This window comes from Stenotrophomonas sp. GD03794 (genome assembly GCF_029842145.1).
Taxonomy (GTDB): Bacteria; Pseudomonadota; Gammaproteobacteria; order Xanthomonadales; family Xanthomonadaceae; genus Stenotrophomonas; species Stenotrophomonas riyadhensis.
Window position 1 is genome coordinate 1 of sequence record NZ_JAOCFV010000018.1, and the last position, 15763, is coordinate 15763.

A 15763-nucleotide genomic window follows, 5' to 3' on the forward strand; every position below is an offset into this window, starting at 1 on the left:
CCGATCACGGCCGGGGCCCATCCACGCTAGAATTACCCCCTTATCGAGTCCCCCAAGCCGCATATGAGCCACTACGAAGGCGATCTTCGCACTCCCGAATCGGCGCGCTTCGCCATCCTGGCCAGCCGCTGGAATGCCCGCATCACCGACACGCTGGTCGCTGGCGCCCGCCAGAGCCTGGCCGGCAACGGCATTGCCGAAGCCAACATCGACGTGATCCGCGTGCCGGGTGCCTGGGAACTGCCGCTGGTCGCCGCGCGCCTGGCTGCGGCCCATGAGCACGCCGCCATCCTCACCCTGGGCTGCGTGATCCGTGGCGATACCCGCCACTACGAACACGTGGCCGACCGCTGCGCCGAAGGCCTGATGCGTGTGCAGCTGGACTTCGGCGTGCCGGTGCTGAACGGCGTGCTGGCGGTGGAACGCGTTGAAGACGCCGAGGCCCGCGCAGGCGGCAGCCACGGCAACAAGGGCGAGGAAGTCGCACTCGCCGCATTGGAAATGGTCAATCTTCTGGAGCAGCTGCCATGAACAAGAACACCCAGGGCAAGCCCTCCGGTAAACCCGTCCGCCGTGATGGCGTCGATCCGGTGCTGCGCTCGCGCGCGCGCCGTCGTGCTGTGCAGGCCATCTACGCCTGGCAGATCTCCGGCGGCAACGCCCAGTCGCTGATCGCTCAGTTCGCCCACGAGCAGGCCCGCGAAATCGCCGACCTGGCGTACTTCGAAGCACTGCTGCACGGCGTGCTCGACAACCGCCGCGACATCGACGAAGCGCTCGGCCCGTACCTGGACCGTGGCATCGAGGAAGTGGACGCGATCGAACGCGCGGTGCTGCGCCTGGCCGCCTACGAGCTGCGCTACCGCCTGGACGTGCCGTACCGTGTGGTGATCAACGAAGCCATCGAATCGGCCAAGCGCTTCGGTTCCGAGCACGGCCATACCTACGTCAACGGCGTGCTGGATCGTGCCGCCGTGGAATGGCGCAAGGTCGAATCGGGTCACTGACCCACCTGTGGTAGTGCCGGCCGCTGGCCGGCAGCTGCAGGGATCCTGAGGTTGCCGGCCAGCGGCCGGCACTACCGCCCACCGCGCCCTGCGCGGCACGTACAACAGCGGGAGCGCCCCATGTCCCTGGCCGAATTCGCCCTCATTGACCGCATCCGCGCCCGCACCCTCGAGCGCGACGACATCCTGCTTGGCATCGGCGACGACGCTGCGCTGCTGCAGCCGCGTGCCAATGAGCAACTGGTGGTCACCGCCGACACGCTCAACAGCGGCGTGCACTTCCCGGTGGAAACCCCGGCCTTCGACATCGGCTGGAAGACCCTGGCGGTCAACCTGTCGGACCTGGCTGCGATGGGCGCGCGCCCGGCGTGGTGCACGTTGGCGTTGTCGCTGCCGGAAGCCACTGAAGACTGGATCGATGCCTTCGCCGATGGCTTCTTCGCCCTGGCCGACCAGCACGACATCGCGCTGATCGGTGGCGACACCACGCGTGGCCCGCTGTCGCTGTCGGTCACAGCGATGGGCCAGGTTGGGCGTGGGCAGGCCCTGCGTCGCGACCGCGCGCAGGTGGGCGATGATATCTGGGTGAGCGGCACGCTCGGCGATGCCGCCGGTACGCTGCGCCTGTGGCAACAAGCTGCGCTGAGCATCGCCACCGCCACGCTGCTGGCCGACTACGAAAGCCTGCGCCTGCGTCTGCTGCGGCCGACGCCGCGTGTGACCCTGGGCCTGCGCCTGCGTGCGTTCGCGCACGCGGCAGTGGATGTATCCGATGGCCTGCTGGCCGATCTGGGTCACATCGCCACGCGCAGCAACGTGGCCGCGCATGTGGATGCCGATTCGCTTCCGATCTCGCACGCGCTGCGTGAACTGCTCGGCCGCGATGGCGCGCGCGACTGCGCACTGCGCGGTGGTGACGACTACGAGCTGTGCTTCACCGCCGCCGCCGACCAGCGCGATGCGCTGCACTACCTGGCCGAATCGCTGGACGTGCCGCTCACCCGAATCGGCCGCATCGCCGAAGGGCAGGGCGTGCACGTGGATGGCGAAGCCGCCGACGGCGGTTACCAGCACTTCGCGTAGCCGCAGCGGTACTGCCCTGGTGGGTGCCAACCTTGGTTGGCACGAGTGTGTCGACCAAGGTCGACACCTACCGAAGCAGGGGCGCAGCGGTACTGCCCTGGTGGGTGCCAACCTTGGTTGGCACGAGTGTGTCGACCAAGGTCGACACCTACCGAAGCAGGGGCGCATCGGTACTGCTCTGGTGGGTGCCAACCTTGGTTGGCACGAGTGTGTCGACCAAGGTCGACACCTACCAAAGCGGGGGCGCATCGGCATTGCTCTGGTAGCTGCCAACCTTGGTTGGCACGAACGCGTCGACCAAGGTCGGCACCTACCGAAGCAGGGGCGCATCGGCATTGCCCTGGTGGGTGCCAACCTTGGTTGGCACGAGTGTGTCGACCAAGGTCGACACCTACCGAAGCAGGGGCGCATCGGCATTGCTCTGGTGGGTGCCAACCTTGGTTGGCACGAGTGTGTCGACCAAGGTCGACACCTACCCAGGTGGAGGTGCACCGGCATCGCCCGGCGCTACGCCGCGTGCAACTGCACATCCACATACTCGGCCAGGCCACGACAGGCCAGCAGCAATCCCTCGCGCACGTCGTCACCCACCTGCTGGTCATCAGCGCCATCCACGCGCACGCGTTCGGTCGCGTGCAGCAGTTCCAGCAGCACGGTCAGCCCGGCATTGGCGCGGTTGGCACGCGCCATGGCCATGCGGTGTCCCGATGTACGGTCCTTCTCTGGCCAGGGCTGGCCGTCGGCGGCCTCGACCTGGCGGATGCGCTGCAGGCATGCCAACAGTGCGGTGCTGGAGGGCGCGCCGCTGCCGTGCGCAGCGCTGAGTGTGGTTTCCAGTGCGCGGGCGATGGCTTCGGGCAGATCGTTGGCAGCCTCGCCGAGGGTGGCGAACAGGTACGGGTAGTGTGTGGCAGTCATGGTGGCTTCCTTGTGCTGGCGACGAAGAAGCCACCCCGCTTAACAGCGAGGGTGGCGGACGGTGCGTGGTTCCAATACCGGAGGTCGATGTAGAAGCGCCGGCGGGCGCGAGGCCCCCACGCACCGCCCGCCATGTAAGCGCGGACAGAATGCCTGCCGACGCCACTCAACAAGGAAAGAGCGACGCCGGCAGGCAAGCGTAACCAACACATCAACCTAACGGGATTGGAAGCCCGTGCCACCCGTTGTCGGTGGCGCTACATGATTTGCATGAAGCGCCAATGCTGCCAATGAGAATTGTTGGAAAGCTGGAAAGTGTTGCAGACGCGTGGCGCGCGCCTCAGCGTGGCAATCGCGACATTCCTGTAGAGCCGAGCCCACGCTCGGCTACGCTTCGCGCGCAACTGCATGCCCCGCCAAGGCCCAGTAGGCAATCCCCTATCGCCCCTATCGGGCCAGGAAAGCGCCAGCGCTCGCAGCCGTCTGTCAGCGCGCGATCTGTCGCAATCTGCTTAGGTGGGTAATAGCGGTCGGCGTACCCTGGCCACACGTCGTGAAGAGGCCAGGGCTTGCGCCACCTGCGCATGCGCGTGTCGCTGCAGAGCCAGGCGCACAGTGCATGCTGCATGAGAGTGCACGCGGCAGGGGGGCGTTGATACGTTCGGCCATACCCGTCGCTTGCCGCCCAGACGCGATGTACCTGGTACGCCGAATGAAAGAACTCCAAGCGGCCAGCGGCGGATTTGCTTTTGAATCTGGCAGAACAGCAAGGAGCTGCACATGGGCACCAGAATCATCGGACCCCGGCCCTGGCTTGGGCCCGGCGTTGGAGGTGGCGCCGGTGGCGTGGATGGAGATGGCCATCCGGTGGATCCATACGGTGGGCCGACCACCGCTGACGTGATGGATGGCATTCGCGATGTGGTGGACGGCATCCATCAACGGGTGCGCGGCGAAGCCAAACCCGAGGCGCGTACCGAGCCGCAGAGCAAGGCTCGGGAAGTGGATTGTTCGGAAATGCCCGACGAGACCGCATGCAACGAGTGCCTGCTGAAGCAGGGCTTCATGGGTCCACCCCTCACGCCGCGCTATGTCACCCAACGCAATCTGGTCAACTACGAGTACCAGCTCTATATCGCCAATCTGCGCTCGGCACCGCTGCGTTTTGGCTTCCTGGTTGCTGACAAGACGGATCCCGCGCGGCGGTTGTTCTCGGTGGATACCCTATTCGACTATCTCAACCGTGATGGGTTCTCACGCACCGTGCAGGAATGGCATTTCAACGCCTGCGAGTTTGATGGGTTCTGGTTGCGGGAATGCACGGTAGTGGAGGCGAAGGGGAGATATGACCATTTCATTGATGAAGATGGCGACGAAAAGTATGGGTTCGTCCGGCATGGTGTGTTTGGTGCATGGAGTGAACAGATGGCTAGGCAGCGCGCCGCGATTGCGATTGGTGGTGCGCCAGCCAAACTCTTATGGTGCTTCATGCAACCGCGGGCAATGGCCGCAGCGATAGCGATGAATTACCTCGACCCTCTTATCTGCAGATACGAGCCATTTCCTGGAGCAAATGCATGATCCTTGGCGCTCAAACCAATCTATGGACAAGGCCTGTTTCCCGCACGCCTGAAGAGGTGTTGAGCAAGGCAGTGGGGCTCACCCAAAGCTTGGCGCGGATGCACCCGTTGATGAAGCGTTGGTATGCGCTGCCCAGGGGGCCCAAGGACAGGTACGTATCGCTGGAAGATGCGGGTGCTTTGCTTGCCTCAATGAAGTTAGGCATTGAAAGGAGTCGAGAACGGTACGGCGACTATGAAGAGCTTGGAGCTTCCCTGATGCTGGCCAACGTTGACAATGATCGGGATTGGCGCAGGCCGGGGGTGGTCGTGCTCGACTTGAACCCAACAACGGGGCGCAATAGCCTGAGCGTGAAAGGGATCGCCCCGTTTGGCGAGACAATTTCCCCGGTCATGCTCAACGCGATGATCGAGTCGGTGAAGGCAATCCAGCCCGACTTTGCCTGTACAGATGTCAAAGCTAGAACGCCTGGAAGTGAGTTGATTTATTACCAGATCAACCGGCGCCTATACCAACACCGGCAGTTCTTTGGCTGGATGGGCTTCGTCCCCGTGCAGATAACGCACCCGCAGTTGCGCGATGCGCACGCTGTGCACCCGGTCGATGGCTTGGGCACGGTGATCGTTTCGGTGCCGGGTGTTTTCGATCCTTGCGACGACGCGCAGGTAGACAAGGTTCACCGCGTTGAGATGGATCTGGCCAGTTATGACCTGTTGCCGGTGACGGACCCGAATCTCATGGGGTGAGGGATCAATTGCAGGCTCGGGAGAGCTCGAGCGAACCTGGAATCAGGCCCCAGACAACAGAGCACGGCCTGAAACGCACGGAGCGCCGAGCCCACGCTCGGCTCATCGCGATCTGCACGAAGAGCAGCCGAGCATGGCTCGGCTCTACTCTGGCTCACAGGCTGGATCGAACCTAAACACATACCTGCTCTGTCGCGATCGTCCATTGAATGACTGCGGGGTGGCTGGTGATGCTGCCGGATCGCTCACTTCCGCATCCCACATGTCCGCGCCCGAACGTTCCCACAACGCCGCCATCGATGGCCTGCGTGCATTGGCGGTGCTGGCCGTCGTCGTCTTCCACACCAACGCAACGTGGCTGCCCGGTGGCTTCACCGGCGTTGACCTGTTCTTCGTGGTGTCCGGCTTCGTGATCAGCCAGTCGCTGGCCTCGCGCACCCATGCGTCGCTGGGCGCGATGCTGCTCGACTTCTACCGCCGCCGCGTGCTGCGCCTGTTGCCGGCATTGCTGGTGATGCTGATGGCCACCTTCGTGCTGTCGGCGTTGTTCATTCCCCGCGCGTGGCGCAACGAGCAGTTCGACCAGACCGGCTGGGCCGCGCTGGTCGGCTTCAGCAACATCGTGCTGGCTGGCCAGCAGGACGACTACTTCTCGCCCGGCGCGGAACTCAACCCGTTCCTGCACACGTGGACGCTGGGCGTGGAGGAGCAGTTCTATCTGCTCTTCCCGCTGCTGTTCTTCGTCTGGCTGCGCGGGCGTGAGCGCTGGCCGTGGTCGCGTTGGTTGTTGCCGGTGCTCACCGTGCTGTCGTTGGCGTGGGCGGCCCGGCAGGCACAGACGGCACCGGCGGAGGCGTTCTATCTGCTGCCGGCGCGGTTCTGGGAGCTGGCCGCGGGCGCGCTGCTGTACAAGTGGATGCGTACGCGTACGCCGCGCCAGAAAGGGGATGCGGTTGCCGTGGCCGGTCTGGCGCTGCTGGCCGCGGGCGTGGTGATCGCACCTCAGCTGGCGATGCCGGTGCCGGGTGTACTGGCTACCGTGGCTGGCACGTTGATGCTGCTGGCGAGTGTGTCGGTGCCGGGGACATCGCGCATCGGCCACGCATTGGGGTGCGCGCCGCTGGCGTATCTGGGCCGGCTGTCCTATTCGCTGTACCTGTGGCACTGGCCGTTGCTGGTGCTGCTGCGCTGGACCTACGGCCTGCACGGCGCCGCGCTGTGGCTGTATCCGGTGCTGCTGCTGGCGATATCCGCCGGGTCTTATCACTTCATCGAACGTCCGCTGCGCAGCGCCGTACCGCTGCTGCGCCTGGCGCCGGCCAAGGTGCTGGCGATGGCGCTGCCAGTGGTGGCGCTATGCGGCGCAGGAGCGTGGGCTACGGTGGAATACCACGAGCAGATCTCGCTCAGCGTTACCCGCGATGGCTATGCATGGCAGGCGCGCCGCTATCCCGCTTGGCGGCCGCTGGAACCGGTGAGTGCGCCGGCGCTTGAAGGGCGGCGCCTGTTCGTAGTGGGCGACTCGCATGCAGCGGCCTACCGCACCATGACCAGCATGGTGGCGCGGCAGACCGGCATGGAGGTGCGCCAGCAGGATCGCGGCGGCTGCAGCTTCGTCAATCTGTTGCGGGCGAGCCCGGTCGATTGCCAGGACTTCATTGAAGACGCGCTGTCGAACATCGAGCACGAGGCGCGTCCGGGCGACATCGTGTTGCTGGCGGCCCTGCGTATGCCGGAGCTGCGTGGGTTCGATTGGCAGCGCCAGGATGCACAGCAGATCTATCAACAGCTGCTGGACGAGCGCACGCCGGCCCACGCGCAGGCCGCACGCGATGAAGCCGATCGTGTTCTTGGGCGTTTGCAGAAGCTGGGCGTGCACGTGGTTGTGGATGCACCGCTGCCGTTGTTCAAGGCCGGTGCGTACCGGTGCTCGGATTGGTTCAACCGCCGCAATCCTGCCTGTGCCGGTGGCCTGAGCATGCCGCGTGCCGATCTGGAAAGGCTGCGTGCGCCGCAGATGGTGTTGCTGGCTGAGCTGGCGGCGCGCTATCCGGCGTTGACTGTGTGGGACCCGTTGCCGCTGCTGTGCGGACCGCAGGCCTGTTCGGCGGTGGAAGAGGGTGAGCCGCTGTTCTTCGACAACGATCACCTGAGCGGGCATGGCAACCGCGTGCTGCTGCCCAGCTTCCGGCAGACCTTGGTCGATATCGCGAGCGACAAGCCGGTGTAGAGCCGAGCCCGCGCTCGGCTGCTCTGCGTTCCGCAGGCAGGAAGCCCGCGCTTCGCGCGGTGAGCCGAGCATGGCTCGGCTCTACAGGTAGGTGCGCGGTCTATGCCGGCGGCAGCACCTTGCCGGGGTTGAGGATGCCGTCCGGGTCCAGTGCGGCCTTGATTGCGCGCATCGTCGCCAGCGTTTCCGCAGTGAACGCCTGCGCCATGAAATCGCGCTTGGCCAGGCCAATCCCGTGTTCGCCGGACAGCGTGCCACCCAGCGCCAGCGTCAGCTCGAAGATCTTCGGCAGCGCGGCATGCGCGCGTGCGTTCTCGTCGGCATCGTCCGGGTGATAGAGGATGTTGACGTGCAGGTTGCCGTTGCCGGCATGGCCGAAGGTGACGATGGTCAGCGTGTAGTCACGCGCCAATGCCTGCACGCCGGCCACCAGTTCCGGAATGCGCGACACCGGGACCACCACATCCTCATTGATCTTGCCCGGTGCAACGCTGCGCAGCGCGGGCGACAGCGCCTTGCGTGCGGCCCACAGCTGGTCGCGTGCACGGCCTTCCATCGCCACGTCCAGTTCGATCATGCCGTCACCCTCGGCAGCGCTGGCCAGTGCCTGCAGCAGGTAGGGCAGGGTGTCGTGGTCACCATCGGCTTCGACCAGCAGCATCGCGCCGGCCTCCGGTACGTCGGCACCATTCAGCCGCAGCAACTCCAGGCTGCGCGCATCCATGAACTCCAGGCGGGTCGGTACCGCCGGTTGCGACATCAATCGCGATACGGCGGCCGCGGCGGCATCGGCATCGCGGTACAGCACGCGCAGCCCGGCCTGGCTGACCGGCAACGGGGTCAGTTTGAGCGTGGCTTCCACGATCAATGCCAGCGTACCTTCGCTGCCCACCAGCAGGTGGGTGAGGTCGTAGCCGGTGGCGTCCTTGGTGTAGGCGCCACCGCAGCGGATCACGTCACCGGTGCCGGTCACCGCCACCAGCCCCAGCACGTTATCGCGGCTGGTGCCGTACTTCACTGCGCGCGGGCCACCGGCATTGCAGGCAAGATTGCCACCGATGCTGCAGATCTCGGCGCTGGAAGGGTCTGGTGCCCAGAACAGGCCATGCGGGGCCAGCGCCTGCTGCAGGGTGCCGTTGAGCACGCCGGGTTGCACGACCGCGCAACGGTCACCGGCGCGGATCTCGACGATGCGGTCCATGCGGGTGAACGACAGCACGATACTGCCGGGCAGCGGCACCGCCGCGCCGGTGGTGCCGGTACCAGCGCCACGTGCGACCAGTGCCACGCCATGCGCGCGGCAGGCACGCACCAGCGCCTGTACCTGTTCGATGTCGGCTGGCAGCGCCACCGCCGCCGGGCGCTGGTGGCGCCATGAGTTGTCCTGGGCGTTCGCCTCCAGCGTGTTGTCATCCATGCGCCAGCCCTCCGCGCCCAGCAGGGCAGACAGTTCGGCAACCAGGGGGGCGGGCAGGGCAGTACTCATGACAGGTCTCGTGGGGCAGCAGGAGCGGGTTGGATCAGTTTCCAGGCAACAACGGCGGTAGCCAGCGGCAGCCACACCCAGCGCAGTTCAGAGAGCAGGGTGGACACGCCGCGCGCGCTGAAGAACTGTGGCGCGAACGGAGAAACGCGGATGGGTCGCCACGGTGCGAAGAAGCGCTGCTCACTCCATGGCCAGGCCAGGGCGACACCGAGGCCGCCGGAGGTCATCGCATCCAGCAACGGATGGCTGGCGGCGCAGACGAAGACGAACACCGCCGTTTGTAGGGTCGATGCCACCGTTGACCCTGCCTTGGTAGGTGCCAACCTTGGTTGGCACAGAACCGCCGACCAAGGTCGGCGACTACCGGAACTGCGGTGTGTCGACCAAGGTCGGCGGCTACCAAAGAACGCCAACACCGCGGCCACCGCCGCCAGCACGCAGGCAAACAGCAACGAATGACTGGCGCCGCGATGGCCGAAGGCATCGGCGTAGGGAATGTGCAGGGCAAAGGCCAGCACGTCGGCATCGGGCAGCATCGCAGCGATCACACCGGCAGCAAGCAGGCGTGGTGGGATGCGGCCACGATCAGCGGCGCACCAGAGCGCCAACGGCACAGCGGCATGGGTGATGATCGACGGCATCAGTCACGCACCGTGGTCGTGCCGGCCAGGCTGCGCTCTGGTAGGTGCCAACCTTGGTTGGCACAGAAGCGCCGACCAAGGTCGGCCTCTACCAGAGCGGACGGAAACCATCAGCAGTCATCCAGCCGGAACGCATCACGCAGCCACCGCAGCTGCGGCGGCTCGCCCGTGGCGTCGACCACATCAAAACGGCAGGGTGCATTGGCCAGCGTCGGGTTGTCCTGCAGGAACAGCTGCGCGGCATGCGCCAGGCGCCGGCACTTGCGGGCATCGACCGAGGCGGCGCCGCCACCGAAATCGGAGCGCGCGCGATAGCGCACTTCCACGAACACCACGGTGCCGGCATCGTCCATCACCAGGTCCAGTTCACCGCCGCGGTAACGCACGTTGCGCGCATGCGGCTGCAGTCCGGCCTGTTGCAGGTGCTGCTCGGCGGCGGCTTCCACCGCCGAGCCACGTTGGCTGCGCTCAGCGACCACCGACGATCGGCATCGGCCGGCCGCCATTGAAGGTGGACCACGCCGGCTGGCGCAGGATGTTGCCGTTGCTGTCCAGGAACAGGGTGCCGGTGGCACCGTCCAGGCCGCCTTCGTTGGACAGCTTGTCCAGGTAGGCGGTGATCTTCCAGGCATCGGCGCCGAAGGCGAACAGGCGGCCGGCCGCACCGCGAGCGCTGGGCAGGGTGCTGGCCACCTGGCTGGCCGACGGCAGGCCGGACACGCTGCGCACGTTCCAGGCTTCGTTCGGGTAGACGATGCCGTCCAGGGCCACGTCTTCTTCCACCTTGCCGCTGCCGACGGTCAGCTGCGAGGTACCGACGCGGGTGGCACCACCGGCACCAGCCAGCGCCAGCTGCGGCGCCAGCAGTCGCGCCTGCGGGGCGCGCACGGCGAGGAACACGGCATCGACCTGGCCGGCATTGCGCACCTGCGCGCCGACATCGCCCACGGCATCGCTGACGTTGAAGGTGGCCGCGACCTGGCCGCCGCGCTGCGCGAAGCGCTGGGCGAAGGCGGCAGCGGAACGGCGGCCGGTGTCGTCATTGCTGCTGATCACCAGTGCGCGGTTGCGTTCGCGTCCACGCAGGTACTCGGCGGCGACGATGCCGTCGTCTTCCGGTGCCAGTGAGAAACCGGCGCTGCCGGCCGGCGGTGCATCCTTGCCGCGGTTCAGCGCCAGCACCGGTACCTGCAGCTGCTGGCGGCCGTACACGGCGTCCACTTCGTCGCGGCCCAGCGGGCCGACCACGAAGTCGGCACCGGAGGCGACGGCCTTGTCGTAGGCGGCGAGGGCACCGGCCGGGGTGCCGGCGGTGTCGATGAAGTTGATCTCCGGGCGACGGCGGGTCTCGCCGTAGTACGCGGCCAGCAGGCCGTCACGGACCGGCTGCGCGGCGGTGGCCAGGCGGCCGCTGAGTGGCAGCAGCACGGCCAGCTTGGCCGGCGGTCGGTAGCCGTCGCTCATCGCCGGCGGTCGCTTGCTGGTGTCGAACTGGGCTGCGCCATCGCGGTCGAACGGGCGCGGCAGCGGCAGGCCGCGGGCGATCAGCGCACGGCCGGCGAAGTTGTACAGCGGATCGTTGGCCGGCAATGCGGCGGCACGGCTGCGCAGGCTGGCATCGTCAAGGGTGCCGAGCAGGCCGGAGATTGCAGCCTGGTTTTCACTGCGCGCGCTGCCGGTCAGGCCGGCATGGGCGCGGGCCCGCTCGTTGGCGGCGCCGAAGGCATCGCCAGTGGCCTGCAGGGCCTGGGCGCGGGCCAGCAGCCAGCGTGTGCGCAGGCTGGCAGCAACACTGTCGGCATGGTCCTTCAGCAGTGCCAGTGCCTGCGCCGGCTGCTTGTCGGCCAGCGCCAGCTCGGCGCCGGTCAGCTGGTAGCGCTGCAGGCTGGCACCGGACAGCTGGCGGGCGGTGAGCTGGCCCAGCAGGCTGCGTGCGCGCGCACTGTCACCGGCCAGGTGCCAGGCCCAGGCGGCATCGGCCAGCGCATTGCTGCGGGCACCGCCGCGCAGGGTGGCGGCCAGGCCTTCCAGCTGCAGTGCGGCGTCGCGCGGCTTGCCCTGTTCGATCAGCGCCAGCGCCTGGCTCTGGGCCGGCGAATCGGGCGTGCTGGTCAGGCTGGTGGTGGCACAGCCGGCCAGCAGCATCAGCGACAACGACAGGGCGGAGATCCGTGCGGCGGGCTTGTTCATGATCGGGTCCATGCGATGAGGGCAGCGGCCTTGGCCGGGTACACGCTACGATTCTACCCTTGCCCCGTGAGTACCGCTGAAATGAGTGTGCCAACCCTGTACGTCGTCGCCACCCCGATCGGCAACCTGGCCGATCTGAGCCCGCGCGCGCAGGAGGTGCTGCGTTCGGTGGCGGCCATCTGTGCCGAAGACACCCGCCGCAGTGGCCAGCTGCTGTCCCATTTCGGCATCCAGCAGCCGCTGGTGGCCCTGCACGAACACAATGAGGAGGCGCTGTCACAGCGCCTGGTCTCGCGCCTGCAGGCTGGCGAATCGCTGGCGCTGGTCAGCGATGCCGGCACCCCGCTGGTCAGCGATCCTGGTTTCCGGCTGGTGCGTGCCGCGCGCGCGGCCGGCATCAAGGTCAGCCCGATTCCCGGTGCCTGTGCCGCCATCGCCGCGCTGAGCGTGGCCGGCCTGCCCAGCGACCGCTTCAGCTTCGAGGGCTTCCTGCCGGCCAAGGCCAGCGGCCGCCGCGACCGCTTGCAGGCATTGGCCGGCGAAGTGCGCACGATGGTGTTCTATGAATCCTCGCACCGCATTGCCGAGTCGCTGGCCGACATGGCGGCAATCTTCGGCGGCGAACGACCGGCGGTGCTGGCCCGCGAGCTGACCAAGCTGTTCGAGACCGTGCTTGATGGTGACCTGGCCGGTCTGCTGGCGAAGGTGGAAGCCGACGAGAACCAGCGCAAGGGCGAGTTCGTGGTGATGGTGCAGGGCGCGGGTGATGACGAAGAAGCGCAACTGGCGCATGGCCGCCGCGTCTATGCCAAGCTGAGCGAGCATCTGCCGCCGTCGACTGCCGCCAAGCTGGCTGCCGAGCTGACTGGCGCACCGCGCAAGGCGTTGTACGGCAGTTGATGGATCGTGCGGACCGAGGTCCGCACCCACCAAAGCGGAATCCGCACCCACCAGGGCAGCGGAATTGGTAGATCCACGCCATGCGTGGATGGATGAACCCGACGCCGCGATCAGCACGGCAGGAAGGGCGTGCGTAGGCTAGAATATGCGCTGGCGGAGCCGGCCAGACAGTCGCGTCATCCCTTCGGGGGTGCCGAGGAAAGTCCGGGCTCCATAGGGCAAGGTGCCAGGTAACGCCTGGGCGGCGCAAGCCGACGGAAAGTGCAACAGAAAGATACCGCCTACGTCTTCTTCGGAAGGCCGGTAAGGGTGAAATGGTGCGGTAAGAGCGCACCGCGAGTCTGGCAACAGACCGGCACGGCAAACCCCACCTGGAGCAAGACCAAATAGGGATCCTTTGGCGCGGCCCGCGTTGGATCCGGGTAGGTTGCTTGAGCGTTGCGGTGACGTAACGCCTAGAGGAATGACTGTCCACGACAGAACCCGGCTTATCGGCCGGCTCCGCCTCCTTCTTCTATATGCGTGAACCGCGCATCGGTAGTGCCGGCCGCTGGCCGGCAGCTTCGTGATTGCGGGGTCGGATCCCTTTCCGGAGGAAAGGGATCCGACCCCATGCCTCGGTCAGCCCGGCGTACGGTACTGCCCTGCGGAGATGAACTGCGAGAAGCGCTCGCACCACACCACCACCGTGGTGTAGTCGTCCACGTCCACGGTGTCGGGCACATCCACCAGGAAACGGTTGAAGGTCTTCACTTCACCAATGCGCTGCGCCTGTGCCTTGATCTTCAGGAAATCGGCTTTGTTGTCGACGAAGTCGCGGACCAGATAGACCTTGTAGTCGGGGCCCGGGCCCATCTTGCCGTCGAAGGCGACCTGGCGCGGGCTGACGCTGACCTTGCCTTCGGCCCAGTGCACCGCATCGCTGCCCTTGAGGTCGCGACGGAAGGTGGTGCGGTAGGTGGCATCAGTCATGGCGGCCTGCACCTGCGCGACCGGCGGGTCATCGGGGGCGATCAGGATCGGCAGCAGATAGACGCCCAGGCCGAAGCCAAGGCCGAGGGTGAGCAGATGGGTGGCAAGCAGGATGAGGATGCGGCGCATGGGGCCTCCTTGTGGGTGTGGATCGCGCGGCATGGCGCCGGGCATGACCACCCTGGAAGGTTGCGGGCGACATTTATAGACACAGTGCCGGATGCGAAAAGGACACAGTGGGCGGACGGTGATGCCGGAGCCCCTGTGGTACGGGCGGATCGCGGTTACGGTTGGAAGCTGAATGACGTTTCGCGCCCGGTGCGATGACGACTACCGTCGCGTGGATCACGACAACGCGACGCCCGGTAGTGCCGACCGCCGGCCGGCCGCTTCATGGCGCATCCGAAGATCCAGAGGTTGCCGGCCAGCGGCCGGCACGACCGGGTCAGAAAATGACGTGGCTCTGTCCGCTGGGTACACCCTGCGGGCCGAAGCGGCGCTCGTGGATCTCGCCGTGGCCATCGGCGTCGATCAGCAGCACGGTGCTGGCACGGGTGCCGTAGTCGTCGCCGCGGATGAAGGCCGGGCTCAGCCAGCGTTCGCGCTCCAGGCCGATGCCGGTGTCGGGCAGGTCGCTGTCGGCGGGGCGGTGTTCGTCAGCCAGGGCGGCCCAGAGCGGGGTCAGGTCTGGGGTCAGATCCCTTTCGCCTTGCGAAAGGGATCTGACCCCGTCTTCCTTCAACCAGGCTTCAAGCGCGGCCATCAGCCGCCGGGTCTTCGGCCAGGGCGCGTCCAGCGCGCCGTTGGACATGCCGTGCACGCCCGGGCCGAGGGTCTGCCGTTCGGCGGGATGGTTGCCCAGGTACTCAAGGCTGTCGCTATCGGCCAGCAGGAGGTTGAACGGGGCGTAGGCGCCGGCCACGGTCGCCAACCGGTCGATATGCACGGCGGCGGGGTCGCGGCCGCGCAGGAAGTCGGCGACCAGCGCGCCCCGTGAAGGGCCGGTCTGCGCGGCCAGCGGATCACGCACATTGGTGACCACCGCCATCCGGCCCGTGGCACCGACGCCGGCCCAGCCACCGCCGGAGCGCAGGTCGCGCCCCCCGATGACGGAGGTCTCATCTTGCCAGGGGGCCAGCGCCGCCGTCGGGCGGGCGTGGAACTCATCACGGTTGCCGGTCATCACCAGCCGCCAGCGCGGGTGGTGCATCCAGCCAAGAGCGAGTAGGCACATGGCCTCATTGTGCACGGTTTGCGCAGTCCGGCGCCGTTTCCGGCGCGTTCTGGATGAATGCGCGGCGGATGTTTCACGCCCTCTCCACGCCCCTGAACTTCCGTTCAATCTCAAAAATTGAGACGGATCAGCAACTTGTGGATAAGCCTTGAACAATTCTCTAAAGGTTGTTGCAAGCCATTGATGCAGCTGGCGATTTCCCTGCGGAAAAGTTGTTGACAACCCTCGGGCCGCTGCTAAGGTGGGCATCAGAGGGAAATCCGGGTGTTTTGTGGGTTTTCGTGGTTCAATGTTTCACCGGGCGAAGGATAGGTGCACGCGTCGTGTTCCAGGGCGAGACGGCCATCACAGTTGACGATAAAGGGCGCATGGCGGTTCCCACCGCTTACCGCGACCTCGTCGCGCGCGCCAGCAACAACCGTCTCGTGCTGACCTACAACCCGTTCGAAGCCGGCTGCCTGTGGCTGTATGCAGAGTCGGAATGGGAGCGGGTCCGCGACGACGTGATGTCCAAGCCCAACACCCAGCGCGTCGTGCGCCTGTTGCAGCAGAAGCTGGTCGGCTCGGCCGCCCATCTGGAGCTGGACGGCAACGGTCGCATCAGCATCCCCGCCAGCCACCGCGGTGCGGTGGGCATTGAGAAGAAGGCGGTATTGCTCGGTATGGGCGACAAGTTCGAATTGTGGAGCGAGCAGGCGCATCGGGCCCTGATCCAGCAGACGTTGTCTGACGAGGATCTGGGTGATGGGTTGCTCGACCTGAAGTTGTGAGCCGG

General features: G+C 66.4%; 15 protein-coding genes and 1 other RNA gene. 9 read left to right on the top strand and 7 right to left on the bottom strand.

The window, feature by feature from the left end; all coding sequences use genetic code 11:
• Positions 1–63 precede the first annotated feature (63 nt).
• From ribH to thiL, 3 genes are all read left to right on the top strand, one after another.
• Positions 64–531, top strand: a complete 468-nt coding sequence (ribH, locus tag N5D91_RS11705) for a 6,7-dimethyl-8-ribityllumazine synthase (RefSeq protein WP_012479138.1) — start codon at positions 64–66, stop codon at positions 529–531.
• Positions 528–1007, top strand: coding sequence for a transcription antitermination factor NusB (nusB, locus tag N5D91_RS11710; protein WP_005408062.1), 480 nt, complete (start codon positions 528–530; stop codon positions 1005–1007). The genes ribH and nusB overlap by 4 nt, the downstream gene beginning before the upstream one ends.
• Before the next feature lie 120 nt (positions 1008–1127).
• Positions 1128–2090, top strand: a complete 963-nt coding sequence (gene thiL / locus N5D91_RS11715; protein WP_180855611.1) for a thiamine-phosphate kinase — start codon at positions 1128–1130, stop codon at positions 2088–2090.
• 507 nt (positions 2091–2597) lie between these two features.
• Here thiL and N5D91_RS11720 read toward each other — a convergent pair.
• Positions 2598–3008, bottom strand: coding sequence for a hypothetical protein (locus tag N5D91_RS11720; RefSeq protein WP_153856285.1), 411 nt, complete (start codon positions 3006–3008; stop codon positions 2598–2600).
• Positions 3009–3788: 780 nt separating this feature from the next.
• On the opposite strand from N5D91_RS11720, the gene N5D91_RS11725 reads away from it, so the two are divergent.
• The 3 genes from N5D91_RS11725 to N5D91_RS11735 all read left to right on the top strand — a co-directional run bounded on the left by N5D91_RS11725 (position 3789) and on the right by N5D91_RS11735 (position 7565).
• Entirely contained in the window at positions 3789–4589 is an 801-nt protein-coding gene (locus N5D91_RS11725; RefSeq protein ID WP_180855610.1) for a Tox-REase-5 domain-containing protein, read from the top strand.
• On the top strand, positions 4586–5335 hold the full coding sequence (locus tag N5D91_RS11730) for an Imm52 family immunity protein (RefSeq protein WP_164162123.1): 750 nt from the start codon (positions 4586–4588) through the stop codon (positions 5333–5335). Before N5D91_RS11725 ends, N5D91_RS11730 begins: the two co-directional genes overlap by 4 nt.
• Before the next feature lie 262 nt (positions 5336–5597).
• Entirely contained in the window at positions 5598–7565 is a 1968-nt protein-coding gene (locus tag N5D91_RS11735; RefSeq protein WP_180855609.1) for an acyltransferase family protein, read from the top strand.
• Between the two features lie 100 nt (positions 7566–7665).
• On the opposite strand, the gene N5D91_RS11740 is transcribed toward N5D91_RS11735, so the two are convergent.
• The 4 genes from N5D91_RS11740 to N5D91_RS11755 form a co-directional block, all read right to left on the bottom strand.
• Positions 7666–9051 (bottom strand): FAD-linked oxidase C-terminal domain-containing protein, encoded by a 1386-nt coding sequence (locus N5D91_RS11740; RefSeq protein ID WP_180855608.1) that lies wholly within the window; start codon positions 9049–9051, stop codon positions 7666–7668.
• The gene (locus tag N5D91_RS11745) at positions 9048–9692 is read right to left on the bottom strand and encodes a metal-dependent hydrolase (RefSeq protein WP_180855607.1); all 645 of its coding nucleotides are present in this window, start codon (positions 9690–9692) and stop codon (positions 9048–9050) included. Before N5D91_RS11745 ends, N5D91_RS11740 begins: the two co-directional genes overlap by 4 nt.
• A gap of 110 nt (positions 9693–9802) precedes the next feature.
• Positions 9803–10171: a YraN family protein gene (locus tag N5D91_RS11750; RefSeq protein ID WP_180855606.1), complete on the bottom strand. Its 369-nt coding sequence runs from the start codon at positions 10169–10171 to the stop codon at positions 9803–9805.
• Positions 10161–11882, bottom strand: a complete 1722-nt coding sequence (locus N5D91_RS11755) for a penicillin-binding protein activator (protein WP_180855605.1) — start codon at positions 11880–11882, stop codon at positions 10161–10163. Before N5D91_RS11755 ends, N5D91_RS11750 begins: the two co-directional genes overlap by 11 nt.
• Positions 11883–11963: 81 nt before the next feature.
• On the opposite strand from N5D91_RS11755, the gene rsmI reads away from it, so the two are divergent.
• Both rsmI and rnpB read left to right on the top strand, forming a co-directional pair.
• Positions 11964–12782 (top strand): 16S rRNA (cytidine(1402)-2'-O)-methyltransferase, encoded by an 819-nt coding sequence (rsmI, locus tag N5D91_RS11760; protein WP_005408070.1) that lies wholly within the window; start codon positions 11964–11966, stop codon positions 12780–12782.
• 155 nt (positions 12783–12937) lie between these two features.
• Positions 12938–13289: RNase P RNA component class A (gene rnpB / locus N5D91_RS11765), an RNA gene on the top strand.
• A 114-nt stretch (positions 13290–13403) separates the two neighbouring features.
• On the opposite strand, the gene N5D91_RS11770 is transcribed toward rnpB, so the two are convergent.
• Positions 13404–13883 carry a DM13 domain-containing protein gene (locus N5D91_RS11770; protein WP_110711043.1) on the bottom strand — a complete coding sequence of 160 codons (480 nt, stop codon included), beginning with the start codon at positions 13881–13883 and terminating at the stop codon, positions 13404–13406.
• Between the two features lie 316 nt (positions 13884–14199).
• Positions 14200–14988, bottom strand: a complete 789-nt coding sequence (locus N5D91_RS11775; RefSeq protein ID WP_180854808.1) for an NRDE family protein — start codon at positions 14986–14988, stop codon at positions 14200–14202.
• 323 nt (positions 14989–15311) lie between these two features.
• On the opposite strand from N5D91_RS11775, the gene mraZ reads away from it, so the two are divergent.
• Positions 15312–15758, top strand: a complete 447-nt coding sequence (gene mraZ / locus N5D91_RS11780; protein ID WP_004143635.1) for a division/cell wall cluster transcriptional repressor MraZ — start codon at positions 15312–15314, stop codon at positions 15756–15758.
• Positions 15759–15763: the final 5 nt, after the last annotated feature.